We start from the raw sequence: 23,917 nt of genomic DNA, 5'->3' as shown, positions 1-23,917 counted from the left end.
TAAAAATAATAGAATATACTAATACAAGTAATGAATTCCGCTCTTTTGAATACATATAATAAAGAATAAAAATATCTTGAACTTAATTCTTTCAAGATATTTCAAAAATCACACATAAAACCCGAAGTGTAGAAACATGAACCGCAAAAAAATAGGAAGTTTGGAAAATAACTATTTCCAAGCTTCCTATTTTTGATGTGCGTTTGTTCCCTTCTGTATTTCTATCAAATCCATCACATCTACGGTCAAAACTGCAGCGTTTTTATGCTATCTTGAGTCAACATTATCCTATTTCTGATCGAAATCTTGATCCAAATTAGCATATACTATTTATGGCAATTTCTTTTTCTACTTAGTAGTATTGTAGTTATCTCTAGATTTTCACAGCTTTTATTTTCAACCTTCGATAGTCGGCTTCCCAATGATCCTCTTTCCACAATCTAGGCGCCAAATCCCGCTCCATATTCTCAAGCAGCTTCTCTTTCTGATCCCCAGATAATGCACCTAATTCATCAGTATAAAACTGTTCCATCCACTCTCTCAAACCAGCTCTCCCACCTTTAAGCGGTGTTGGACGATCATATTCTAAAATTTCTACAACCTCAAAACAATGCTTTTTAAGTAAAGTCCGATAATCCGTAATCGACGTAAAGCAAAATGGCTCTTCGAAAGGTTGGCCAAACGTTTTTAACTCACGACCAAATGCTTCTCTAATCGCCTGGACATTCCCAACTGCACCAAACTCACAAATCAATTGTCCATTTACGTTTAGATGCTCACTGATATTTTTCACTAACAACTCTTGATCAGTGATCCAATGAAACACTGCATTTGAAAAAGCAATATCATACAGTCCAATTTGATCTGAGGGATTTAAGATATCTTCCTGTAAAAAATTCAAATCAGGATAGCTTTCTTTTGCTTGATTGATCATATTTGCAGATTGATCGATCCCTGTCACTTTATGACCGAGTTCTGCAATTTGATTTGTCAATGCTCCCGTTCCAGAACCAATATCCAACACTTTTTTAGGCTCTTTCGGTAATAACGCTAACAATCCAGCGCCATATTTAAAAATAAAATCATGTGTCGTATTATATTTTTTTGCATCCCATTCCATTGGGTTCACGCTCCTAACGATCGAATGAAAAAAGCCGCAACGAAAACCGTTATCGATGCGGCATTCTTACTATTTACTATTTTACTATTGCCAATAAGCCGGAATCTTCGCTTCATAAGCCGCAATTTCAGCATCATGTGTCAAACTAATAGCAATATCATCTAACCCATTCACCAATTTGTGCTTCCAAGTGCTATCAATTTCAAAAGAATACGTTCCATTAGGTGTCACCACTTGTTGGGCAGGTAAATCAATCGTAATCATTTCATCTGCTTTAAGACCAGCCAATGCATCCAATTCTTCTTGCTTCAACACAATTGGCAATAGTCCATTTTTCGTCGCATTCATATAAAAAATATCACTGAAACTTCCTGCAATAATTGCTCGAAAGCCATAATCATCCAATGCCCAAGCCGCATGCTCTCGTGATGAACCTGAACCAAAGTTATCACCAGAAATCAGAATTGTCGCGTCTTTGTATTGTGGTTCATTTAAGGTAAATTCTGGATTTGGTGTACGGTCTGGCAAATAACGCCATTCATCAAATAAAAACTCGCCAAAGCCCGTTTTTTCGATTCGTTTTAGAAATGATTTTGGAATGATTTGATCGGTATCGATATTGTCGTTCATTAGTGGAACCGTAGTTCCTGTATGTTGTGTAAATGCCTCCATTATGCACCAAGCTCCTCTCTAATGTCTCTAAATGTTCCTTCGATTGCGGCTGTTGCTGCCATTGCTGGGCTACAAAGATGGGTTCTTGCCCCTTTGCCTTGACGTCCTTCAAAGTTTCGGTTCGAGGTTGAGGCGCAGTGAACACCCGCTGGTACTTGGTCTGGGTTCATGCCTAGACACATAGAGCAGCCTGGTTCACGCCATTCAAAGCCTGCTTCAATGAAGAGTTTATCCAAACCGATTTTCTCGGCTGCTTTACGAACGGGCCTTGAGCCTGGGACTACGATTGCCGTAATACCTTCTTTGACTTTTTTGCCTTTTACGATACGAGCCGCTTCTTCCAAATCGGATAGTCGTCCGTTGGTACATGAGCCAATAAAAACGTAGCCGATTTCGATATCTGATGGGCGTTGTCCTGGTTTTAGATCCATGTAGTTATAGGCACGTTCGTCGTTCATATCTTTGATTTCTGGGAATGTTCCGGTGATTGGGATGCCCATTTCTGGATTTGTGCCCCATGTGATGAAGGGAACCAGTTCATCTGCGTTCAATTCTAGATCCACATCATAAGTTGCGTCTGGATCGCTTGGTAGTTTTTTCCAATCAGCAATTGCCGCATCCATATCTTTTGGTGCATACTCTCTGCCACGCACGTATTCAAAGGTTTTTTCATCTGGTGCCATCATCCCCATTTTTGCGCCGCCTTCGATGGCCATGTTACAGATGGTCATGCGTTCTTCCATCGTTAGATTTTCAATCGTTTCACCGTAAAATTCAACCGCATGTCCGACACCAAAATCAACCCCATATTTTGCGATCAAGGCAAGAATAATATCTTTGGCATATACGCCTTTGGCTAGTTTTCCAGTAATTTTAACACCCATTGATTTTGGCTTATTTTGCCAAATGCATTGTGTGGCAAAAACATGTTCCACTTCACTGGTCCCAATACCGAATGCCAAGGCTCCGAATGCGCCGTGAGTTGCCGTATGCGAATCCCCGCAAACAATGATTTTTCCTGGTTGTGTCAACCCTGTTTCGGGGCCCACCATATGCACGATTCCCTGACGGTCACTGCCGTTATCACACAGCGTTACACCGAATTCTTCACAGTTTTTCTGCAAGGCTTCGATTTGTTTTTTTGCCACCAAGTCTGTGATGTTAAAAATATCTTGTGTTGGTACGTTATGATCCATCGTCCCAAAGGTTCTATCTGGTCGACGGACTTTTCGACCTGCTTCTCTTAGTCCTTCAAAGGCTTGTGGCGAGGTGACTTCGTGGATTAGATGAAGATTGACGTAAAGTAGCTGCGGTTCTCCTGCAACGCCTGATACCACATGTTGTTCCCAAAGTTTATCAAATAGTGTTTTTCCCATATTAAGCACCTCTCAATTCTGTTATTATAGCTTCTGTAAAGTCTGTTGTTGTCGCTTTACCACCTAGGTCTGTGGTTAGGATTCCTTGATTCATGACACGATCGCAAGCCTCTTCGATTTTCTTTGCTGAGCTTTCTAAGCCAAATGATTGGCGTAACATCATCGCTACTGACAAAATCATCGACATTGGATTGGCAATATTTTGATTGGCGATGTCTGGTGCTGAACCATGGATTGGCTCGTATAATGAGGGACCAGATTCGCTGTGACTGGCACTTGGCATCATCCCTAGTGAGCCTGGAATCACTGATGCTTCATCACTTAGGATATCGCCAAATAGATTTTCTGTAACGATTACGTCAAAGGCTTTTGGTTTTTGAATCATGACCATTGCCGCTGAATCAACTAGTTGATGCTCTAAAGTACAATCTGGGAATTCTTGTGCCACTTCTTCGGCTGTTTGACGCCATAATTTACTGGTTGCTAGTACATTGGCTTTATCGACAGAGGTGACTTTTTTGTTTCTAGTACGAGCGATTTCAAAGGCTTTTCTAATAATACGTTGGATCTCAGCTTTTGAATAGATACATAGGTCTGAGGCTTCGGTTTCCCCTAGTTCTTTTTCGCCAAAGTAGATACCACCTGTTAGTTCACGAACGACTACAAAATCAACACCTCGTACGTTTTCTTCTTTTAATGGAGATAAATGAACCACTGCATCAGGTACGGAAATTGGACGAATATTGGCAAAAAGTCCTAAAGCTTTTCTTAGACCTAGTAAACCTTGTTCAGGTCGTTTTGGTGCATTGTCCCATTTTGGACCACCGATGGCACCTAGTAAAATTGCATCAGCTTTTTCACAGGCTTTTAAAGTTGAATCTGGTAAAGGATCACCTTGTGCATCAATACCCGCGCCGCCAAAGGCAAAACGTTCAATGTCAAAATCGAGATTATCTTGCACCATGACTTCGGCAAAAATGTTTAGCGCGCTATCCATGATTTCGGCTCCGATGCCATCTCCTGGCAATGCTACGATTCGTTTGCTCATTTGGCTTTCCCCACTTCTTTTTGAAATTGTTCACTGGCTTTGACATAGGCTTTCGCTGAAGCTTGCAAGACATCAAAATCGATGCCGATGCCGTTGAATTGTTTGTTGTTTTCAGTATCTGCTAAGGTTACATGAACTTCAGCTTGGGCATCTTCACCGCCTGTAATGGCTTTGATATAATACTCTTTTAGTTCTGGTTTTTGAACAAATATTTTATCGATTGAGTTATAGATCGCTTGGATACTACCAGAACCGATCGCTGATTCTGTTTTACTTTCGTCTCCACCTGTATTGATGGACACGATCGCTCCTTGACTGCCGTCAGAAACGTATTGTAATTGGACTCGTTCTAAGCGATAATCTTCGCTACATTCTTGCGATTGTCCAACCATTAGCGCGATCAAATCGTCTTCTGTGACTTGTTTCTTTTTATCCGCTAATGATTTAAATCGTTTGAAGGCGTCTTTTAATTCGTCTTCTGTTAATTGGTAGCCTAGCGCTTCCATCTTAGTCGCAAATGCATGTCGACCAGAAAGTTTGCCTAGTGGCAATGAGTTTTCGTTTACCCCAACAAGTGATGGTGTGATGATTTCGTAGGTATCAGGATTTTTCAGTACGCCATCTTGATGGATCCCTGATTCGTGTGCATAGGCATTCGCTCCGATGATTGCTTTATTTCTTGGTACTGCAACACCCGATAGACGACTGACGAGATCGCTAGTTCTTTTGGTTTCCTTCAATGTGATGTTGCTTTGGGCTTCGTAGAAATCTTTTCTGATATATAGAGCCAACGCTACTTCTTCAAGTGCGGTATTCCCAGCTCGTTCGCCAATACCGTTGAGGGTACCTTCAACTCGACGAGCCCCATTTTCGATAGCTGCTAAGGCATTGGCCGTTGCCATTCCTAGGTCATCGTGGCAATGAGAAGAGAAAATAATTTCTTCGTCACTTTGGATATTTTCAATCAAAAATTTAAATAGTGCACCGTATTCTGTTGGGTTAGAATAACCGACTGTATCAGGCACATTAATGATTGTCGCGCCTGCATCAATGGCTGTTTGAACGGCTTTTAGTAGAAATTGTTTGTCTGTTCTAGTTGCATCTTCTGGTGAAAATTGGACTTTTTCGAATTTTGTTTTGGCGTAGCTAACGTGTTCTTTAATAGAAGCAATTACTTCGTCTGGTGACATTTTTAGTTTAAATTCCATATGAACGGGACTTGTTGCTAGAAACACATGGATTTGTGGGTGCTTGGCATTTTGTAACGCTTCATGAGCGCGATCGATGTCGGCTTTTTGGCACCGTGCCAAACCTGCGACGGTCATTTTTTCAGCATTTTCTGCGATGGCTTTAACTGCTTCAAAATCACCAACTGATGCGATTGGAAATCCTGCTTCGATCGTATCGATGCCCCATTTTTCTAGTTGTTTGGCGATTTGAACTTTTTCTTTGGTGTTGAAATTTACACCTGGTGTTTGTTCGCCATCTCTTAGAGTCGTGTCAAAAAATTGGATAGTCTTCATTTTTCATACATCCCTTCTGAATTGAGTAAATGGTTTTTTTCATTTTTTAGGTTAGGTGAAACGAATGAAACTTCTCTCGCTTCGTTCGCCAAGTATTGTGCATCATCAGCTCTGCAAGCAGTCGCTGTGTTTTAGACGAATGAAACTTCTCTCGTTTCGCTCGCCAAGTATTGCGCAACATCAGCTCTGCAAGCAGTCGCTGTGTTTTGCAACAAAAAAGCACCCCACGATATGGGATGCTTGTCATCCCGTTCATGCAATGCGAAAACAGGACTCTCAACGTCTGATAAGAAAAAGCTGTGCTGCAGCTGGTTTCTAAAAATCAGTGTGATGAGTCCTTCAGTAATAATAAGAATGTAATTGTCGTTGTCTGCTTGTTCATCTTCTTCAACATCCTTTATTGTCAGAATTTTTGAATAATTCAAACTATAGTGTTAAAGATACCGAACTTTTAAAACAAAGTCAATGGTTTTATGAGAATTTTTTTAACAAAGCTAAGAAAAAGCAGCTTCTCAGCGTTGATTCACTCCATCATAATTGGTTTAACGCTTGTTCTAAATCGGTTAGAATATCGTCAATATTTTCGATTCCAATCGATAAGCGAATCAATTCTGGAGAGGTCCCAGAAGCTTTTAATTCTTCTTCACTTAATTGCGAATGCGTTGTTGAAGCAGGATGAATGATCAATGACTTTGCGTCTCCGACATTGGCTAAAAGTGAAAATAATTGTACGTGATTGATCAACTTTTTCCCTGCCTCAGCGCCACCTTTGACGCCAAAAGTAAAAACTGATCCTGCGCCTTTAGGTAAATATTTTTTTGCTAGTTCATGATAGCTATTGTTTGGTAATCCTGGATAATTGACCCATTCCACTTTGGGATGTTTAGCTAGAAATTCAGCAATCGCTAACGCATTTTCAACATGACGGTCTAATCGCAATGATAGAGTTTCCAACCCAAGAATCAATAAAAAACTATTGAATGGGGAGATCGCTGCACCTGTATCTCTTAATAATGAAACTCTCAGACGAGTGATATATGCAGCTGCTCCTATATCTTTTGTATAGGATAGTCCATGATAACTCGGATCTGGGTCAACTAATTTGGGAAATTTTCCATTGGCCCAGTTAAACTTGCCTGAATCAATAATGACTCCACCTAAAGCAACACCATGTCCGCCAATGAATTTTGTGGCGGAATAAACCACTATGTCAGCACCGAAATCAAATGGACGATTTAAATACGCTGTAGCAAAAGTATTATCAACGATTAATGGCAACTTATGTTTATGTGCGATTTCTGCAATCGCTTCTAAATCTGCTACATTCGTCCTTGGATTCCCAATTGTCTCGATAAAAATCGCTTTGGTATTTTCTTGAATTGCTTCTTCAAAATTCGTTAATTGGTCTGGATCAACAAAAGTTGTTGAGATGCCAAATTCTGGTAATGTATGTGCAAATAAGTTAAACGTTCCGCCATACAATGTGGAGGCTGAAACAATATGATCACCACTACTTGCAAGATTTTGAATCGCATACGTGACAGCGGCAGTCCCTGAAGCTACTGCTACTGCACCGACACCTCCTTCTAATTCGTTCAAACGATCTTCCAACACTGCTGTTGTGGGATTCGTAATACGAGTGTAGATATTTCCAACTTTAGCTAGCGCAAATTTTTCTGCTGCATCTTGTGTATCATCAAACGTATAAGAGGTTGTTTGGTAAATAGGAACCGCTCTAGCATTTGTCTCTTTGTCTGGCGTGTGGCCGCCATGGATTTTGATCGTTTCGAATTGATAGTTAGTGTTTGTCATTATGCTTCATCCCTTTTCAATTTTTATTGGATTTGTTTTTTTACATCGTTGATACTCATGTCACCTTCTTGCATAATGACCACCTCTTTCTTTTATTCTCATTAAAAAGAAACCAAAAAAGTCGCCCCTACTAGTTGTAACCTAGTAAAGGGCGACTGTCGCGGTACCACCTTTATTGGAAAAATTCTCCATCTCGATCCAAACGCCAAATTTCTTCTTGATTTGGTGCCTTGTTAACGGTAGCTGCCGTAAAAATCAATCTGACTTTTCCTCTCCAAGATCATTTTCGACAAGTGTCCATTACTTTCTTTCACCAAACGAAAGCTCTCTAATTCTAGCTAAAATCATCATAATCAGCTAAATTTCAATGTCTGCTTGTGTACTCTTCTTTTCAATGAGTTTTATTTATGACGTTAATATTAGAGCATTCTCATTTCATTGTCAATGTTTTTTCTTTTTTCTTCTTTTTTTCTAATTTTCCCTTGTCAACTGAGTGTCCTATTTCTCTTTCTCACTATTTTTTATTATAATTAAGGAAATTGGAGGTCGATTTAATGTCAGCAAGTAATGAAAAAGTGGAATTACTCTTATCTTATTTATCTGAGATCCATACAAAAAGCTCATCTTTATACGATTTAGTCACAAGCCGTCCACGTCCTGAAGACACACGTATTCTTTTGAATATCAATGAAGTCTTCACATACTACCATAGTGTACGTGTCTTTTATTTCAGTAATGATGAGTTAACTGCATCTGAAGTTCAACCTTTTTTTAAGGCGTTTGAAGATTTTTATTTTGAGTTAAAACAGGTCTTTTTACTTGAAGATGATGACAGCATCCTACTTTATAATAAGTTGACAGCTATGAAAGATTCTTTTGAGCAGTTGACGAATGATTTTAATGTTTTATAATAGAGTAGACAACAGGTAAAGAAGGTGCCCAGATGGATCAAAGCGAAGTATTGGATCGCTTGCGCGAAGAGTTGGAAATCCCATTTTTTAATGGGAATATCGAAGAACGTGAATACACTGAAGCAGAATACCAAAAGATCAAATCCGATCTTGTTCAGTATTTTGATGATTATGTTCGTAATGTAGAAAATTAATAAACTAATTGTCGTGAGATTAGAAAGGACTAAAGCAGAACTTAAACGTTTTGCTTTAGTCCTTTTTCTATGTGTGCCATTCTTTTGACTATTTATCGTTTAAAAATAACAGATTAATCCGTATTCCACCAAATAAATAAAATAACTAAAAATACAAATGATAAATATTTACACTCAAAAAGATGTTTTTTTCAAACAAATAATAAAAAAACCATCGGCTGAAAAGGCCGATGGAAAAGGAGTATTACTCAATAAGAGTAAAATGAAAAATAAAAAGGTTGTTGTTGGTATGAATATATAATACAATACATCTTTTTCATTGTCTACTAAAAATAACATTAAAAAGAAATGAATTTCATCTTTTTTTGGTCATTTTTCTAGTTTTTATTTTTATTTTTTTAATAAAAGATTGCTCATTCGAGTAATTGCGAATGAAATATCATCCGTTGCTTTGTCTTGCTTTTCTTCAGAGGTATTAAATAAATCAATATCGATCCCTTTTTCAGGATCTAAAGATAAAATCATTTCGTTACATCCAGCTAAGTATTCAATGTAAGAGCGTTCAAATTTTTTGTGGATTCCCATTACACGTGCTGGCGGACGTAATTGACTAACTTTTTCTAACATAAGTGTATATTCTTTTGTTCCATCTTGGAAAATACGTTGAATTTCGGCAATTCTTTCTGGCGCTAACTCCGTTGTTTTTTCCTCGTCGATCGCTTTGCGTACTTCTTCGTAGTATTCATTCATTTTTTCGCCGACTTCTTCTGTTTCTTTTACAATATCATTGATGTTTTGAACATAATAGCCTAAATTTGGTTTCACAATCTTTCCTACTTTCTTTTGGTAATTACTTAATTTTACACTTTAACATAGGTAGATGACAAGAGGAATCTGAAAAAGTCTATTTTTCTCAAGCTTTTAAAAAAGAGTCTAAAACAAACACCCATGAGAGCACTAGCCATCATGAGTGTTTGTCCAATCTCTTTTTCAGTTTAGTTGATTTCATCACTTGTTTGGATGATTTTAGAAATCATTCCATAGTCTTTTGCTTCATCAGCTGACATCCAGAAATTACGGTCTGTATCTTTTGCGATTTTTTCGTAAGTTTGACCTGTCGCTTCAGCGATCAAGCGATTGACACGTTCACGCATACGGATGATTTCTTTGGCTTCAATTTGAATCTCTGTACTTTGTCCTTGCACACCGCCAGCAGGTTGATGGATCATATAGCGAGTATTTGGTAAGCTATAACGATTCTTCGCTTCAGCGGCTAAGTAAATCGTAATACCAGCACTTGCAACCCAACCAGTTCCGATCACGATCACTTCTGGTTTTACAAATTTAATCATATCATGAATCGTATCTCCCGCTTCAACATGTCCGCCTTGGCTATTGATAAAGATTTTGATAGGCTCATCACCCATTGCAGCTAGCAACAATAATTGAGATGTTACTTCTCGTGCTAAATCTTGATTGATTTCTCCGTAAATCAAAATTGTTCGCTCTTCAAACAATTTTTTCATAAACGCATTTGGTTGTTGTTTTTCTTCTGTTTCTTCATTTTCATCTAAATAGTTCATCACGACTAACCTCCATATTTTAAAGCTAAATCTCTATATTAATAATACCGCAATATGAAAATTTGTCCACTTTTTTGACTTGTTTTGACCTTAAAAACTATTTTTCAAACATCAAGGATCCATCGATACTTAAAAGTAATCTATTGTTTATTTTTATCTGAGACATAACACTACGAGTCACATCCCCTACTCTAGGGATTCGAATTACTAGTAAAATCAGAAGTAACTTCGCTAGAATGGCTGAGAAACCCAGTCAGGTACAGGGTGACGTCACACGGGATCTATTTGATTCTCATCTGTCATAAACCATATAAAACTTATGCTGCATTCTTTGCCTTAACATTCTTCGTCCTTTTACCAACTAACACGTAAAAATGTATTATCACTTTACCCCATTAATATAGGAAGTATTATGAACTTCCATAAAGTGTTGATACGGCTTCATACACACTAACAAGAAAGAATGATCTAATAACATATCTACAGAGATTGGAATGATATGAGGATGATCTTCTAACACCGATGGAATCAGGGCCTCTTCACAAAAGATATATTCATTACGAATCGATTGGTCATATCCTTCAACTTCGTATATGGAACGGTAAAATTTATTCTCTACCACTATATCAAAAACATTGAATTCAGAGAATTTACTTTGATACAGTAAAAATTTTGAATCAGAATCGGTCACGATTTTCAAACGGAAGAGCAGTTTTTCTTGCATTAAAATAGGGCCCGCTTCGTCAATAAAACGATAGATTAAATTTGTATCAATTACAAGAAGATTTTTAATTCCTTGTCCCCATTTAAATAAAACTTTAACGATTCGTTGAAACAGCTCTTCATTTTTAGGATGCAGCGTATAAAAAGAACCGTGGACTAAAACTTGATGATTATACCAAGCATTCCTTGTTAAACGGATAATCCCTTCTTCAAAACTAAAATCCCCTAATAAAATTTGATCAAATTCTTCTTCAAAATATTGAATTAACCGAATAATATCTGGACGACCAACTAAAAACGTACTGCGTAATTTCTCATGATCTTCAAATAAATTCTCTAATTGACTAAAAGAATACTCACAAGAATTAAAAAGAGACACCACATAAACAATTTCATGTTCTGGTAAAAACCGCTCCATATTCAAACTTTTCCATGCTTGCTCGACTAACTTGAAAATGGGCCGTTTTTTTAAATCGACGATGACCTTTTCTTCTAATTCAAGCTTTTCTTTGTCTTGACGTGAATAGGCAATATTCATTCCTTGTAAAATAAAATAACGACTTTCTTCCGTATAAACTCTGGTTGAAAACTCGTGTTCAATCAAATCGAGCATGTCCTCGCACGCTTCTTCAAATTCAATCGTCTGATTTGTTTCATAATTGATGTCAATTTTTGTTAGATAGTATAAGTATAAGAACCTCGTTTCAAATTCTGAACTATTCAACCGTTCATTTTCAAAATCCAGATGACAAGCAGAAAAAAAAGCTTCTGCTTTTTTCTTCAAATTATAAGCTTTACTAACTGAAATAAATTCTTCTTCTACTAAATCTAAGTAATTAAACTGTTGCTCCAAAAATTTTGTACACGTTTTTAGAAATAATGATTGCTGATAGATGATTTTGCGAATTTCAAATAATGGAATATCTTTATTAAATTCTACATAAAAGTATTTTTTTTGTTTCTCATAACTTAATATGTATATATCTAAGGTCTGAACCAAATCTTCCAAATCATTTTGTACTGTTGTTGGAAATGCTTCGAATATTTCTATGTAATGCGTAATGTCAATTTTTTCATATTTGTATAGTGCTTCAAGAAGAACAATTTTTCTATAAATATTTTTTTCTAAATACTTTTCTAACATCTATTCCCACTCTTTGCATAGTTGATTTCTCAATTGTTTTATCAGTAATCGAGTTTAAAAAATAGAAACGATGACTTACTCTACTAAACTTTCTTTATTAAGTAGCCTATCGTTATAGGTATTTCATAAACATAGCTAACTTAATTATTGCCTAGTAGAAGTCATCGCACTATCAATAAATACACTTTATTTTCAATTTTTAATATACACCCAAATGAGTAGATAGAAAAGCAATACGTATTTCTATAAAAAAACTTAATTTTTTCACTAGATATCTGTTTAACCGGTAATGTATTTTTGAAAGAGTGGGGATTATCACTTCCTTATAAACGTCTATAAATAATTCAAATGATTACTCTTTCTTTTCTCTCTTTTTAGTATTCGATCCTTTTTTACGAAAAATAATTAAGGAACTAATTAAAGCAACGATACAAAAAACAAAAGCCATCGCAAACGCATGACGATAATCGGCAACCTCCAATGATTCTTTCATAGCAAGTGCGGAACTTCCAATTGCCAATGATTGTGTAGGAGTAGCTTGGGCATGACTAGATAGGAACGTAACTAATACAGCAGTCCCAAAGGAGCTAGCAATTTGCCTTAATGTATTATTCGTTGCGGTCCCGTTACTGATCATGTCATTGGGTAAAGCATTCATTCCTGTTGTTGTCACTGGCATCAAGACCATAGATATCCCCAATAAACGGATAGCATAGAAAATAGCTATGAAAAGAATTGGCGTTGTCTCAGTGATAAATAGAAATGGAAATGTCCCTAAAGACAATAACGTCAAACCAATCGGGATTAAAAAACGTCCACCAAATCGATCAAATAATTTTCCTGTAACTGGATTCATTAATCCCATCACGATGCTTCCAGGTAATAAAATCAACCCCGAATCAATTGGACTTTCTAGATGAACCTTTTGAATATAGTCTGGTAAAATAGATTCAAACCCAAGCAAGGCTATATAAGAAATGGCACTTAGAAACACAGAAACTGAAAAAGTTGAGTAGCTAAACACTTTTAAGTTCAATAGAGGATTTGAAATTTTCAACTCTCGTACAATGAAAGAAATAATCACAGTACATCCTATAAACAAAAGAACAATTACTTCCTTAGACAACCAGCCTTTAGTACTGGCTAAACTAATACTATATAACAAACTACCAAATCCAATGATCGATAAAAACACAGAAGGAATGTCTAACTTACTCTGTTTTAAGGGTATGCTGACTTTAAAAAACAGTAAAGCCCCTATTTCTGATAGAAGGATCAACGGTATTGTAATAAGAAATAATGTTTTCCAGTTGAAATAGGTAATAATATATCCAGATAGCGTTGGCCCTATCGCGGGAGCTAACGCAACTACTAAACCAACAAACCCCATAGCAGTTCCACGTTCGTTTTTTTGGAACAGCGTTAATACAATCGTCTGAATCAAAGGAAGCATAATTCCAGAAGCAATTCCCTGTAATAATCGTCCAAAAAGCAAATACTTGAATGTTGGACCGAAATAACAAATAAGCACGCCCATTAAAAATAAATTCAAGGCAGTTAAAAATAAATATTTAGACTGGATTTGCTTCATTAAATAAGCAGACAAAGGAATAGTAATACCTGAAACTAAGAGAAACAATGTTGTTAACCATTGAACGGTGCTTAGACTTATATTCAGGTCTTTCATAATCGTTGGGTAGGCTGTGATCAACAGCGTTTGATTCATAATAATACAAAATGCGCCCAGTAGAATAACAACCATAAGAGCGCTTCGATTATAGCTTATCCCATCATAGGTTTCTTTGTTTTTATTCATCCATTCACGTCCTTAAATAATTACACCGATTTTCCCATTTACCAATCCTCGAATGACACAGAAAAGAAACACTCATTGAACTATTTCGCTTTCTGCGCGACTGAATCTTTCTCTATAGTTCGTTACTGTCGAGTCTTTGAAAACTGATTCAACTTCACTATTTATTTACTACTAAACAGGATCAACTTTAATCGCTTTTTCCTCTACTTTGATCATTTTTGAGTAGAAGGCAATTCCCACTAAAACAATTGCTGTAAACCATAAAGATTTTTCACCATAAGCTTTTGTCAAAATAGTCCCAATTAGTCCGCCACCTGCAAAACCAATTAATACAGAAAAATATAACCAACTATTTTTCCATGCATCTTTTGCTCCGGTAAAAGCTTGAATAATATAATTGAAAGCTAATTGCACCACTAATGTCACGGCAACATTTCCATAAAGCATGCCATCTATTTTATGAAAAGCATTCCCTTGCATTCCAGCTAGAAAAGAAACAAGCATACATATCTGTAGGATGGTAAAAACACTATTAATTGATGAAAAACCTAAGCCAACTAAAACGACTGCTTCTATAAGTAAAATTTCAAATGCCCAGATTTTCTTCATTTTAATGCCCAATACTTCAATAATTCCTGTGGTCATCGCACCTAATCCAAAACATAAGATGGTTAGTGCCACTGTAGCTAAATGCTGCCAGTCTTTTGTTGCAATTGTTTGTCCTAATAAAATGATATTTCCTGATTGTACTGTGCTAAATGCTTTTCCTACAAAGTAGGTATACCCGTCCATTGAGCCAGCCGCAATCGCTAGAAAAAAAGCAATCCAAGGTAGTTCCATTACAGGATAAGTCGGTACTTTACGATTATTCACTCTCTATTCCTCCAATTTTTGATAGTAAAAAGCCTAGAAAATTTTCCTATTTATTTTCTAGGCATTGAAACAAAAACTATTCTGGTTTTTTAAACCAAACAACAGGTTGTGGCTTTTCTGGATTTGGTAGTGACTCCGCAAATTGTTTCGTAACGTTTAAATGATCCGCTACCATTTGCGATGGGGAAGAGCCTAACCATTTATTTAATGAAATATCAGAATACTCACCATGCTTGAAGACTTCCACAAAAATCAAGGGTTCATCACCGATATTTTGTACGTAGTGTCCAGCTACGATTGGAACGACACCTACGTCACCTGCTTGGAAATCAAACGTTCTGGAAACGCCAGCAGAGTTAAAAACTGTCATGCGAGCTTTCCCTTGAATGTAGTATTGCCATTCGGCAGCTTTAGGATGCCAGTGAAGTTCGCGCATTCCACCTGGCTCTACTTCCACAAAAGCAGCCGAAATAGTTTTCGCTACAGGAAAAACGTTTTGATCGACGATTCGTACACGACCAGCTTCTGATTCAATCGGTTTAATTGTATCCATATGAAATGTAAATGGCGATGGAACTTTCCCGTTCACATTTGGGCGTTCGACTTCTTCAATAGAACCAGGAATATTTGCTTTAAAAATATATTTTTCTTTAGCAGGGAAACTTTCAATTTCCTCTGTTGATTTTTTAAAGTTTGCCGCAACCACTTCAGGTGGCGTATGTGCCAACCAATCCGATAATAAGAATGTATTGTTTTCAGAAAAATCAGCTTCACTGAAAACTAATAAAAATTCACAGCCTTCGTCTAACGCTTGAATAGAGTGAGGAACTCCCGCTTCAAAGTTCCATAAATCTCCGGCTTTAATGTCATCAATGAAGGAGCGTCCGTATTCATCAATACCCGTCACACGAGCATTTCCATAGAGCATCAAGCCCCATTCAGCTTCCTTATGCCAATGCATTTCTCGATAAGCACCGGGTTCTAAGCTCATGTCTACGCCAGCAACATCTTGTGAAATGGGAAAATCACGGTTTGTGATTTCTCTTGTCCATCCGCCTTCTTCTAAGCGTTGATGTGAATCAGAATAACTAAATCTTAAATTCGCCATCGTTCCGTGGTCAGTAGCAGGTGGCACTAGAATATCTGGATTTTCTTCATCACGACTAGTATTTCTAGGTCCATGATCAATCCACCCTTTCCCATCGGTGTGTCTGTAAGGTTCAAGTTTTTTTTCTTCTGACATATCCAATCACTCCTTAAATTTAATATGTATTGATTGTCTCATGAAAATCGATTTTTAGACAATCATATACTTATGATTGCTTTTTTGTAAAAGTTTGGAACTCTATCGATCTTCGTCCCTCTAAAAGATAATTCACCGTTTCTTTATACGTTTATGCTCATAATTCTTTTCTTCCTTTCCTACCTCAGCGAGTGACAACTGTTCATCAAAGTTTCCTGTTTACTCTTTGATAGTAGATAATATACAGCAAAAAAGCAGTCACTTTTTTTTTATTATTCAAAAATAAGAGCTGTTTTTTTTTGAAAAAAAAATAAAAGTCTCTAAAATAAGTTTAATCCCTTTTCTCTTTTCAGTAAAACTAAATCGAAATTGTTTGAGAGTCTTTTTGCATTGATTTAATTAAAAAAAATACAAAGACCAAAAATCTTTTTCATGATTTTTGGTCTTCGTATTTAGTTGACTTTAAACTTATTTATAAGTCTATTCATTTTTTTCGATTTGTTGTTAACTTTTTCCCATTCTACGTTGAACAAATTTTACAATTTCAACGATTGGGATAATCGCAAATGACGTTCCAGCAACGATTGCCCATTGGTAAGCATCTAATGACGTTACGCTGAACAAGTCATTGAATCCTGGAATTAGAATCGTTGCTGCTAGTAACAAGAACGATATTAAAACAGCCCAGTTAAATGATTTGTTTCTGAACAACCCAACTTTAAAGACAGATTGGTAAATAGATTTCACGTTGAATGCGTGGAACAATTGAATCAATCCTAATGTTGCAAACGCCATTGTCAACGCATCACCGTGTTGTAAATCATATAAGGCTGCTGCTGATAAGTTTGGCATATTCGCTGCTGTGTGCGCTGGGAATTCGATCGCCATTTTATACACGATCAGCGTCAACGCACCTTGTGTGATCCCTTGATAAATTACACTACTCAAGACACCGCCAGAGAAGAAGTTTGATTTCTTCCCACGAGGCGCATGGCTCATCACGTCACGTTCAGCAGGTTCTACGCCCAAAGCAATTGCTGGGAATGTGTCGGTTACTAAGTTGATCCACAATAAGTGAACTGGTAGTAAGGTATCCCACGCTAACATTGTTGCAATAAAGAGTGTCAATACTTCCCCTAAGTTAGCGGAAAGGAGGTATTGAATCGTTTTTTGGATATTTGAGAAGACTTTACGTCCTTCTTCAACGGCTACGATAATAGTAGAGAAGTTATCATCCGCTAAGACCATATCAGAGGCCCCTTTTGATACTTCTGTACCAGTAATCCCCATGCCAATACCGATGTCAGCTGCTTTCAAGGCTGGTGCATCATTCACACCGTCACCTGTCATAGCAACGACTTTACCTTCTTGTTGCCACGCTTTCACGATACGAACTTTATGTTCTGGAGAAACACGAGCATAAACAGAATAATGTTCGACTACTTTAGCAAAGGCTTCGTCAGATAATTCGTTTAATTCAGCACCTGTGATCACTGCATCATCGTCGCCTTCTTTAATGATACCAAGACGAGCAGCGATTGCTTCAGCTGTATCTCTGTGGTCACCTGTGATCATGATTGGACGAATACCCGCTTCTTTGGCAACTTTCACGGCTTCTGCCGCTTCTTTACGTTCTGGATCGATCATACCAACAAGCCCTGCAAATACTAAGTCTTTTTCAACTAAATCAGAATCCATTTCCGCTGGAACTGTATCGACGATTTTGTAGGCCATTCCTAAAACACGTAAAGCTTGTTTGGCTAATTTTGTATTGGTCGTTAAAATTTCTTGACGTTGTTTGTCATCCATAGCGGGTGTTTGACCATTTAATAAAACTTGCTTACAACGTTTTAACAATTCATCTGGTGCACCTTTTACAGCAACTAAGAATTTACCATCTGCTAATTGGTGAACAGTTGTCATCAATTTACGATCTGAATCAAATGGAATTTCAGCAACACGAGGTTCCGCTGCCACTTTTTCCGTTACGTTGAAATCATGATCTAAACCGTATTGAACAAGTGCTGTTTCCGTTGGGTCTCCGATCAATGAACCGTCTTGTGCAATTTTTGTATCGTTTGTATAGTTCATGATTTTTAGTGCCATATTGTCCATTGCAACTGCATCTGTTGCTGGTTTTACTTCATTATCTGTATAAAGAGCTTCAACCGTCATTTGATTTAAAGTTAACGTCCCAGTTTTATCTGAACAGATAATGTCTGTGCTACCTAATGTTTCAACCGCTGGTAATTTGCGGACGATGGCATTTTTCTTCGCCATTTTTTGTGTACCTAACGCTAAAATAATTGTAACGATAGCTGGCAATCCTTCTGGAATCGCTGCAACGGCTAATGAAATTGATGTTAATAACATATCGATCCATGTACGGCCGTTCATCATACCAACAACAAACATCACTGCTGCAATCACTAAAATAGCGATCGTCAACATTTTACCTAATTGGTTTAAGTTTTGTTTCAATGGTGTTTCAGTTTCTTTTTCGTTGGCTAACATCCCTGCAATCTTACCGACTTCGGTGTTCATCCCTGTGCCGACAACCACACCGATTCCACGGCCGTAAGTCACGTTACTGTTAGAATACGCCATATTGATCCGATCACCGATTCCGATGTCATCAGATTTACCTTCTAAAACAATAGCTTCTTTTTCAACTGGTACAGATTCACCTGTCAAAGCGGCTTCTTCGATTTTAAGACTCGCTGCTTCTATTAAACGTAAATCAGCTGGCACAACGTCTCCTGCTTCTAATAAAACGATATCGCCAGGTACTAATTCATCACTTTTGACTGTAATCACATGACCGTCACGACGGATATTCGCATTTGGTGAAGACATCTCTTTTAGCGCTTCAATTGCTTGCTCTGCTTTGGCTTCTTGAATGACACCAAAGATTGCATTTAAGATCACAACCAGCAAAATGATAATGGAATCAACAAAATCACCTGAGAAGACTGCGGAAATCACTGCAGCAAAGAGCAAGACGATGATCATAAAATCTTTGAATTGTTCAAAGAATTTAACAACGATCGATTTCTTCTTCCCTTCATCTAGCGCATTGGCACCGTAACTTTCTAGCCTTTTTTTTGCTTCTTGATCTGATAGTCCTTCGATTGTCGTATCAAACTTTTGTAAGACCTCTTCATCTGACTGCGTGTAAAATGCTTCAGATAGTTGAACCTTTTTCTCTTCTGACATGTTCTTCCTCCTTATAATTTACAGCTACTTAAATCTATTTTACTTCATTATAGCGAAACGAACACCTTTTTGAACTTAACGTTCGCAGCAAAAACGAAAAAAAATAGACCTCTGTATGCTAAATAGAACATACATAAGTCTCACCGTTTAAGACAACACCAGAAATTTCTTTCGGAGTTGGTGATGTTGTCGCAGCTAGCGCCGCCAGTTACTCCCTCATGAAATAATAAAATGGTGGTGGGCAAGCCCTTCACCAATAATTATTGCTGAATTAATTATACCTGTTCTTTTAGTGTTTTTCAAATGAAATCGTATTGATTTTCAGAAAAATTTCTGTTTGCTATGAAAAAACACTCGCTGTCTACTTGGTTGTGACTATGAAGGACACTTTCTGCGATTTTCTACCCTTTTCTTTTACCAGTACTTTAGGGTGTTTCTTGTTTTCTTTAGCTAAAAAAGGGGCGGGACATCACTCTACAAGTTATTTCCCGCCTTCACAGAATCTGAATAAATAGTTGGAGCCTAAGCAGCAGTCTACTAGTTCATTCTATTTCGTTTCAATTTAACTTCTTCTGTTCCTTATCTATTGATTTTATTGATTTCGCCCAAAAATTGTCCGCTACTCCTTGTTCCATGCCCATAATAAATTTCTCTCTCATGTCGGGGTAGCTTTGGGCTAATCCATCTACAAGATGCTTGATTTCTTCTCGTTTTGTTTTCTTATCTACAGGACATGGGTTAAAAATGACTGGCAACGTTTCTCTTTGAACAAACTGAATAATTTGTTTCTCTTCCACATAAAGTAATGGACGAATCAATGAAATATCCGTTTTTGATAAATAGCTGATTGGGTCAAAACTAGCCATTTTTCCATGAAATAAAAAATTCATAAAATAGGTTTCGATTGCATCATCTAGATGATGACCTAAGGCAACTTTAGTGCAACCGACTTCTTTTGCTCGTTTATATAAAATTCCTCGACGAAGCTTAGCACATAATGAGCATGGAGAGCGTTCTTCCCGAATATCAAATACAACTTGCGCAATATTTGTCGGAACAATATCTAATTCATACCCTAACTCTTCCACAAAGTTCTGCATCGGCGTAATAGTCATATCAAAGCCCATTGCTAGAGTGATTGGTACGATTTCAAATTCAAAGCCTAAACGCTTTTGTTTACTGATCTTATCTAGAAAATACAACAAACTGGTACTATCTTTCCCACCACTCATCCCAATCGCTACTTTATCACCTGGCTGAATCATTTGATGAGTCAAAATCGCGCGACGAATCGGATTATAGTAGGTTTGATTATCTTTCTTTTTAAAACTCATTCTGCACTCCTCTTTTAGTCACTGGATTTCTTTAAAGAAATCGGTGTTCAAGCTATAGTTCTCGCCAGAAACAATGTCATATTGGATCAAACGATAGTCGTCATATAAATCTTGTTGCGTTTTATTCAGTGATAGTGTTTTACTCCATTGTTTGTCTTTATAATAAAACCCTTTTTCAAATGCAGGAATTTGTTTTTCTAGTTCACTCAACAATTGGTAGAATCCAGTCATTTGGATATTACTTTGTTCGAATAATGTTGGGGCAAAGTAAAATGGGCTAATAAGTGCATCATGTGTATTTCTTCCACTTAGTTTTTCTTGGTTGTCATACATCAAAAATTCCGTTTCATGCATGCGCACTTCATCGTTGTCTGCTTTGATTTTATCTGAATAAATACTTGGTAAATGATCCCCCCAGAAAACAACAAGCGTCCTGCGTTTTACGTCTTTTAAGTCAGTCGTAAACTGTTTCAAGGCTTCACTACTATAGGCAACATCCTGCATATAACGATCGATTGCCGTTTTATTGCCTAGACTTTGGGAAGAATACTCAGTCGTTGGGTACTTATCACTATAAGGCATATGAGTCTGCATGGTCACTAAATGAACAAACTGTGGTTCATTTTCATCTTTTAACAGATCCAGCACTTCTTTATAGGCAGATTCATCTGAAATATAAGGATTTTTTTGTTTCTTTTCTTTGTAGGTCATGGTATCTTCACTAATAAATCGATCAAAGCCAAATGTTTTATAGACATCTTTGCGCTTATACATCGTCGTATTGTATGGATGAATAGCCGTTGCTTGATAGTCTTGCCCTTTTAAAAGCGACACAATCGATGGAATTTCTGTCATTTTTGGAATCAACATGGTATAGGGTGTTGTCATTTGAGGATTGAACAACTCCATCGAAAAACTCGTTAGTGCTTCAAACTCAATATTGGCTGTCCCACCACCATAATTTTGTGATAACATTTTACCGCTATAGGTCGTTTTCGCAATGTCATAATAGTCTTCTAAAGGATCTTTATTCACGGTTACGCCCGTTAAGTTCTGCGGATCAGAAAAACTTTCACTCATCACAAAAATAATATTCGGTTGTTCTTCTTGTGTGTCTGCGTTTGACTCTTGTATAGTATCGGTGTATTTGGTGGTGATTTCTTCGATTGTTTTTTTAGAATAATTGTCTGGCTTGTCCATCGCTTCAACCTTTAAATTATATAAAAATCCACCCATAAATCCTGTGTTGTAGTAATTCATTTTTTGACTATAGGGAATCCATAATGCCGTTCGATCATAGGCTTTTCTTAAAAGATTATTTTGACTATTAAAATTACTAACATATACCAATAGAAGCAATGTCACAACAAAACCTGTGATCCGGATAATTTGCATTTTCTTCGATAACAATCGACTTTTGTAAATTGCTCTTCCAAAGAAAAACAACCCAACTGCTGCAACCAGTATTATAAATAGGAAGGGAACCGTTCCAATCATTTCTCTTAGTAACCCAAATTCAGTAATCATTTTTAAATCATCCGGATAAATGGGCTCCGAACGGTAAAACATTTTTTGATAATTAGCAAATCCTAAGATGCCGATCGTAATGGCATAAAGGAAGCTTCCTAACGCGAACGATCCTGCTAAACTGCATAAAAATAGTAAGAATAATAGTAAGACGAAACTGCCTAAAATAAATTTTTCTGTATGCCATGAAAAAGCAAACTTAAAGACTAGATCTAGCGATAATTCATTTTGGCACCATTGTAAATATAGATTGCTGATCAAAACGAACAACAGTAATCCAATCATGATCAGTATATAATTGACTGGTTTTTTCTTGAATATCTGTAATTTTTTCTTCACAACATTCTCCCTTTTCTCTTTCTTAATACGTCCCCTAATATTCTATGCTTAGACGAAAAAAAAGTAAAGCTCCTACATCGAGAAGCCTTACATCGCATTAGAATTAAATCTTTTTAATTATCTTTTAGCTGCTTTAAAAATTTCTTCGATCAGAACCATCACTTTCCGCACTTCTTCATTTTGGACCACAGATTCTGCTTGTTCTCGCACAACTTTGTAGAAATTCTTATAGAATGTATCGTATTCAGTAGAAGCGTTTGGTAATGGTAAGGTCTCAGTTGCTTCTTCTGATGGTAGCGCCATTTTTTTAGTTAAACCAACACCTGCTTGAATTGGTTTTGGCGCTTGAATATTTTGCTTTCCAGATTCGATGACCATCTCCCCAGATAGATCTCAGTCATGACTCACAGCGGTTCCTTGTGTTTCTTTTAAATACCAACGTGGCAGTTTCGTGTAATTCGTCGTTCCAACTTCTATGATTGCTCGGATACCATTTTCAAAAATGATATAGGTGATAAATCTATTATCCACTTCATCGCCGAGAATATAGCTTGCGCCAGCTGACACGGTTTCGATGCGACTATCAACTAGAAATAATCACTGATCGAGTAAATGAACACCCCAGTCTAACAGCATGCACCACCATGTTTTAATTCATGGCACCAATCACCATGAATTCCATTAGTCCCTTGCACGCGCGTTTCGATTTGGAATATTTCTCCGATTTATTGATTTTTGTAAGTTCTCGCGTGATTAGAAAATCTGGGGTCCAGCGACGATTTTGTTGAACCCTAAAGGTCTTGCCAGTTTCTTTGGTCAGTTTTAGGATGGCATCTAATTCTTCTACATTCATCGTGACTGCTTTTTCACAAACTATGTGTTTTCCAGGTTTCAAAGCGCTGATTGCTAGTTCTTTAAGGAAGAACTTTATTTTTGGTTCTTACTAATAATCCACTCACCCAACATTCCCAGAAGCCATCACGCGATGTCTTTGCTCCCTTTTATGTTGCTGTATGATTTTTAATGCTCGCTTTCTTGTTTTTCGGTTTGTACACTTCAATCGTCTACGTGCACTTGAAAGATCTTGTTTCTCCATCTACTCACCTCTTTGCGTCTACTAGTCGGTTACCAACTTGCTTTGTGGACACCAGGAATTTTCCCTTGATGTGCCAAAGTTCTAAAATTAATTCGAGACATGCCAAATTTGCGCATATAGGCTCTTGGTCGTCCATCAATCAAATCGCGGTTTTTCAATCGATTTGGGTTTGAATCTTTAGGAAGTTTTGCTAGAGCTTGGTAGTCTTTATTTGCTTTTAAGACCAAGCGTTGTTCAGCGTATTTTTCAATCAATGCTTGTTGACGTTTTGCCTTAGCAATTTTTGATTTTTTAGCCATCTATTCTGTCACTCTCCTAACAAATCGTAATCATTACTATTTAACAGAGATAAGAATACCATCATCGA

Annotated in this window: 19 protein-coding genes, 1 pseudogene and 1 other annotated feature; of the genes and pseudogenes, 2 read left to right on the top strand and 18 right to left on the bottom strand. The window is 37.1% G+C overall.

The window, feature by feature from the left end:
* Positions 1 to 373 precede the first annotated feature (373 nt).
* From BCR22_RS12675 to BCR22_RS12650, 6 genes are all read right to left on the bottom strand, one after another.
* Positions 374 to 1,120: a class I SAM-dependent methyltransferase gene (locus BCR22_RS12675; RefSeq protein WP_069655247.1), complete on the bottom strand. Its 747-nt coding sequence runs from the start codon at positions 1,118 to 1,120 to the stop codon at positions 374 to 376.
* A gap of 84 nt (positions 1,121 to 1,204) precedes the next feature.
* On the bottom strand, positions 1,205 to 1,792 hold the full coding sequence (leuD, locus tag BCR22_RS12670) for a 3-isopropylmalate dehydratase small subunit (protein WP_069655246.1): 588 nt from the start codon (positions 1,790 to 1,792) through the stop codon (positions 1,205 to 1,207).
* Positions 1,792 to 3,168 carry a 3-isopropylmalate dehydratase large subunit gene (gene leuC, locus BCR22_RS12665; protein ID WP_069655245.1) on the bottom strand — a complete coding sequence of 459 codons (1,377 nt, stop codon included), beginning with the start codon at positions 3,166 to 3,168 and terminating at the stop codon, positions 1,792 to 1,794. Before leuC ends, leuD begins: the two co-directional genes overlap by 1 nt.
* A gap of 1 nt (position 3,169) precedes the next feature.
* Entirely contained in the window at positions 3,170 to 4,216 is a 1,047-nt protein-coding gene (leuB, locus tag BCR22_RS12660; protein WP_069655244.1) for a 3-isopropylmalate dehydrogenase, read from the bottom strand.
* Positions 4,213 to 5,739 carry a 2-isopropylmalate synthase gene (locus tag BCR22_RS12655; RefSeq protein ID WP_069655243.1) on the bottom strand — a complete coding sequence of 509 codons (1,527 nt, stop codon included), beginning with the start codon at positions 5,737 to 5,739 and terminating at the stop codon, positions 4,213 to 4,215. Before BCR22_RS12655 ends, leuB begins: the two co-directional genes overlap by 4 nt.
* Positions 5,740 to 6,270: 531 nt before the next feature.
* Positions 6,271 to 7,551, bottom strand: coding sequence for an O-acetylhomoserine aminocarboxypropyltransferase/cysteine synthase family protein (locus BCR22_RS12650; RefSeq protein ID WP_069655242.1), 1,281 nt, complete (start codon positions 7,549 to 7,551; stop codon positions 6,271 to 6,273).
* A 144-nt stretch (positions 7,552 to 7,695) separates the two neighbouring features.
* Positions 7,696 to 7,955: a binding site (T-box leader), on the bottom strand.
* 150 nt (positions 7,956 to 8,105) lie between these two features.
* Here BCR22_RS12650 and BCR22_RS12645 point away from each other — a divergent pair.
* The gene (locus BCR22_RS12645) at positions 8,106 to 8,462 is read left to right on the top strand and encodes a hypothetical protein (protein ID WP_069655241.1); all 357 of its coding nucleotides are present in this window, start codon (positions 8,106 to 8,108) and stop codon (positions 8,460 to 8,462) included.
* Between the two features lie 32 nt (positions 8,463 to 8,494).
* Positions 8,495 to 8,656 (top strand): hypothetical protein, encoded by a 162-nt coding sequence (locus tag BCR22_RS15490; protein ID WP_167351533.1) that lies wholly within the window; start codon positions 8,495 to 8,497, stop codon positions 8,654 to 8,656.
* Positions 8,657 to 9,046: 390 nt separating this feature from the next.
* Here BCR22_RS15490 and BCR22_RS12640 read toward each other — a convergent pair whose 3' ends face one another.
* The 12 genes and pseudogenes from BCR22_RS12640 to rpsN all read right to left on the bottom strand — a co-directional run bounded on the left by BCR22_RS12640 (position 9,047) and on the right by rpsN (position 23,849).
* Positions 9,047 to 9,481 (bottom strand): hypothetical protein, encoded by a 435-nt coding sequence (locus tag BCR22_RS12640; protein ID WP_069655240.1) that lies wholly within the window; start codon positions 9,479 to 9,481, stop codon positions 9,047 to 9,049.
* A gap of 170 nt (positions 9,482 to 9,651) precedes the next feature.
* Positions 9,652 to 10,239, bottom strand: a complete 588-nt coding sequence (locus BCR22_RS12635; protein WP_069655239.1) for an ATP-dependent Clp protease proteolytic subunit — start codon at positions 10,237 to 10,239, stop codon at positions 9,652 to 9,654.
* Positions 10,240 to 10,621: 382 nt separating this feature from the next.
* Positions 10,622 to 12,106 carry a BglG family transcription antiterminator gene (locus BCR22_RS12630; protein WP_069655238.1) on the bottom strand — a complete coding sequence of 495 codons (1,485 nt, stop codon included), beginning with the start codon at positions 12,104 to 12,106 and terminating at the stop codon, positions 10,622 to 10,624.
* Positions 12,107 to 12,458: 352 nt separating this feature from the next.
* Positions 12,459 to 13,922, bottom strand: a complete 1,464-nt coding sequence (locus tag BCR22_RS12625) for an MDR family MFS transporter (RefSeq protein WP_069655237.1) — start codon at positions 13,920 to 13,922, stop codon at positions 12,459 to 12,461.
* Between the two features lie 171 nt (positions 13,923 to 14,093).
* Complete coding sequence (locus BCR22_RS12620; RefSeq protein ID WP_069655236.1) at positions 14,094 to 14,795, bottom strand: YoaK family protein; 702 nt, start codon at positions 14,793 to 14,795, stop codon at positions 14,094 to 14,096.
* 76 nt (positions 14,796 to 14,871) lie between these two features.
* The gene (locus tag BCR22_RS12615) at positions 14,872 to 16,038 is read right to left on the bottom strand and encodes an oxalate decarboxylase family bicupin (RefSeq protein ID WP_069639532.1); all 1,167 of its coding nucleotides are present in this window, start codon (positions 16,036 to 16,038) and stop codon (positions 14,872 to 14,874) included.
* 504 nt (positions 16,039 to 16,542) lie between these two features.
* Entirely contained in the window at positions 16,543 to 19,254 is a 2,712-nt protein-coding gene (locus BCR22_RS12610) for a cation-translocating P-type ATPase (protein ID WP_069655235.1), read from the bottom strand.
* Positions 19,255 to 19,811: 557 nt separating this feature from the next.
* Positions 19,812 to 20,588 carry a tRNA 2-thiocytidine biosynthesis TtcA family protein gene (locus BCR22_RS12605; RefSeq protein WP_069655234.1) on the bottom strand — a complete coding sequence of 259 codons (777 nt, stop codon included), beginning with the start codon at positions 20,586 to 20,588 and terminating at the stop codon, positions 19,812 to 19,814.
* Between the two features lie 18 nt (positions 20,589 to 20,606).
* Positions 20,607 to 22,454, bottom strand: coding sequence for an LTA synthase family protein (locus BCR22_RS12600; RefSeq protein WP_069655233.1), 1,848 nt, complete (start codon positions 22,452 to 22,454; stop codon positions 20,607 to 20,609).
* A 117-nt stretch (positions 22,455 to 22,571) separates the two neighbouring features.
* A pseudogene (locus BCR22_RS12595) lies at positions 22,572 to 23,370 on the bottom strand (Gfo/Idh/MocA family protein); the annotation flags it as partial.
* A gap of 39 nt (positions 23,371 to 23,409) precedes the next feature.
* A complete protein-coding gene (locus BCR22_RS15485; RefSeq protein WP_167351532.1) occupies positions 23,410 to 23,550 on the bottom strand; it encodes a putative metal homeostasis protein in 141 nt (46 codons plus the stop codon).
* A gap of 29 nt (positions 23,551 to 23,579) precedes the next feature.
* Positions 23,580 to 23,849 carry a 30S ribosomal protein S14 gene (rpsN, locus tag BCR22_RS12590; protein ID WP_069655232.1) on the bottom strand — a complete coding sequence of 90 codons (270 nt, stop codon included), beginning with the start codon at positions 23,847 to 23,849 and terminating at the stop codon, positions 23,580 to 23,582.
* Positions 23,850 to 23,917: the final 68 nt, after the last annotated feature.

It is taken from the genome of Enterococcus plantarum (genome assembly GCF_001730295.1).
GTDB classification, from domain to species: Bacteria; Bacillota; Bacilli; order Lactobacillales; family Enterococcaceae; genus Enterococcus_L; species Enterococcus_L plantarum.
This window is presented reverse-complemented; position numbering and strand designations above follow the sequence as displayed.

Excerpts from the sequence above, each read along its gene's own strand:
- BCR22_RS12675 (WP_069655247.1), bottom strand. The coding sequence starts at position 1,120 with ATGGAATGGGATGCAAAAAAATATAATACGACACATGATTTTATTTTT.
- leuC (WP_069655245.1), bottom strand. The coding sequence starts at position 3,168 with ATGGGAAAAACACTATTTGATAAACTTTGGGAACAACATGTGGTATCA.
- leuD (WP_069655246.1), bottom strand. The coding sequence starts at position 1,792 with ATGGAGGCATTTACACAACATACAGGAACTACGGTTCCACTAATGAAC.
- BCR22_RS12645 (WP_069655241.1), top strand. The coding sequence starts at position 8,106 with ATGTCAGCAAGTAATGAAAAAGTGGAATTACTCTTATCTTATTTATCT.
- BCR22_RS12615 (WP_069639532.1), bottom strand. The coding sequence starts at position 16,038 with ATGTCAGAAGAAAAAAAACTTGAACCTTACAGACACACCGATGGGAAA.
- BCR22_RS12650 (WP_069655242.1), bottom strand. The coding sequence starts at position 7,551 with ATGACAAACACTAACTATCAATTCGAAACGATCAAAATCCATGGCGGC.
- BCR22_RS12610 (WP_069655235.1), bottom strand. The coding sequence starts at position 19,254 with ATGTCAGAAGAGAAAAAGGTTCAACTATCTGAAGCATTTTACACGCAG.
- BCR22_RS15490 (WP_167351533.1), top strand. The coding sequence starts at position 8,495 with ATGGATCAAAGCGAAGTATTGGATCGCTTGCGCGAAGAGTTGGAAATC.
- BCR22_RS12605 (WP_069655234.1), bottom strand. The coding sequence starts at position 20,588 with ATGAGTTTTAAAAAGAAAGATAATCAAACCTACTATAATCCGATTCGT.
- BCR22_RS12635 (WP_069655239.1), bottom strand. The coding sequence starts at position 10,239 with ATGAACTATTTAGATGAAAATGAAGAAACAGAAGAAAAACAACAACCA.
- BCR22_RS12655 (WP_069655243.1), bottom strand. The coding sequence starts at position 5,739 with ATGAAGACTATCCAATTTTTTGACACGACTCTAAGAGATGGCGAACAA.
- BCR22_RS15485 (WP_167351532.1), bottom strand. The coding sequence starts at position 23,550 with ATGGAGAAACAAGATCTTTCAAGTGCACGTAGACGATTGAAGTGTACA.
- leuB (WP_069655244.1), bottom strand. The coding sequence starts at position 4,216 with ATGAGCAAACGAATCGTAGCATTGCCAGGAGATGGCATCGGAGCCGAA.
- BCR22_RS12630 (WP_069655238.1), bottom strand. The coding sequence starts at position 12,106 with ATGTTAGAAAAGTATTTAGAAAAAAATATTTATAGAAAAATTGTTCTT.
- BCR22_RS12625 (WP_069655237.1), bottom strand. The coding sequence starts at position 13,922 with ATGAATAAAAACAAAGAAACCTATGATGGGATAAGCTATAATCGAAGC.
- rpsN (WP_069655232.1), bottom strand. The coding sequence starts at position 23,849 with ATGGCTAAAAAATCAAAAATTGCTAAGGCAAAACGTCAACAAGCATTG.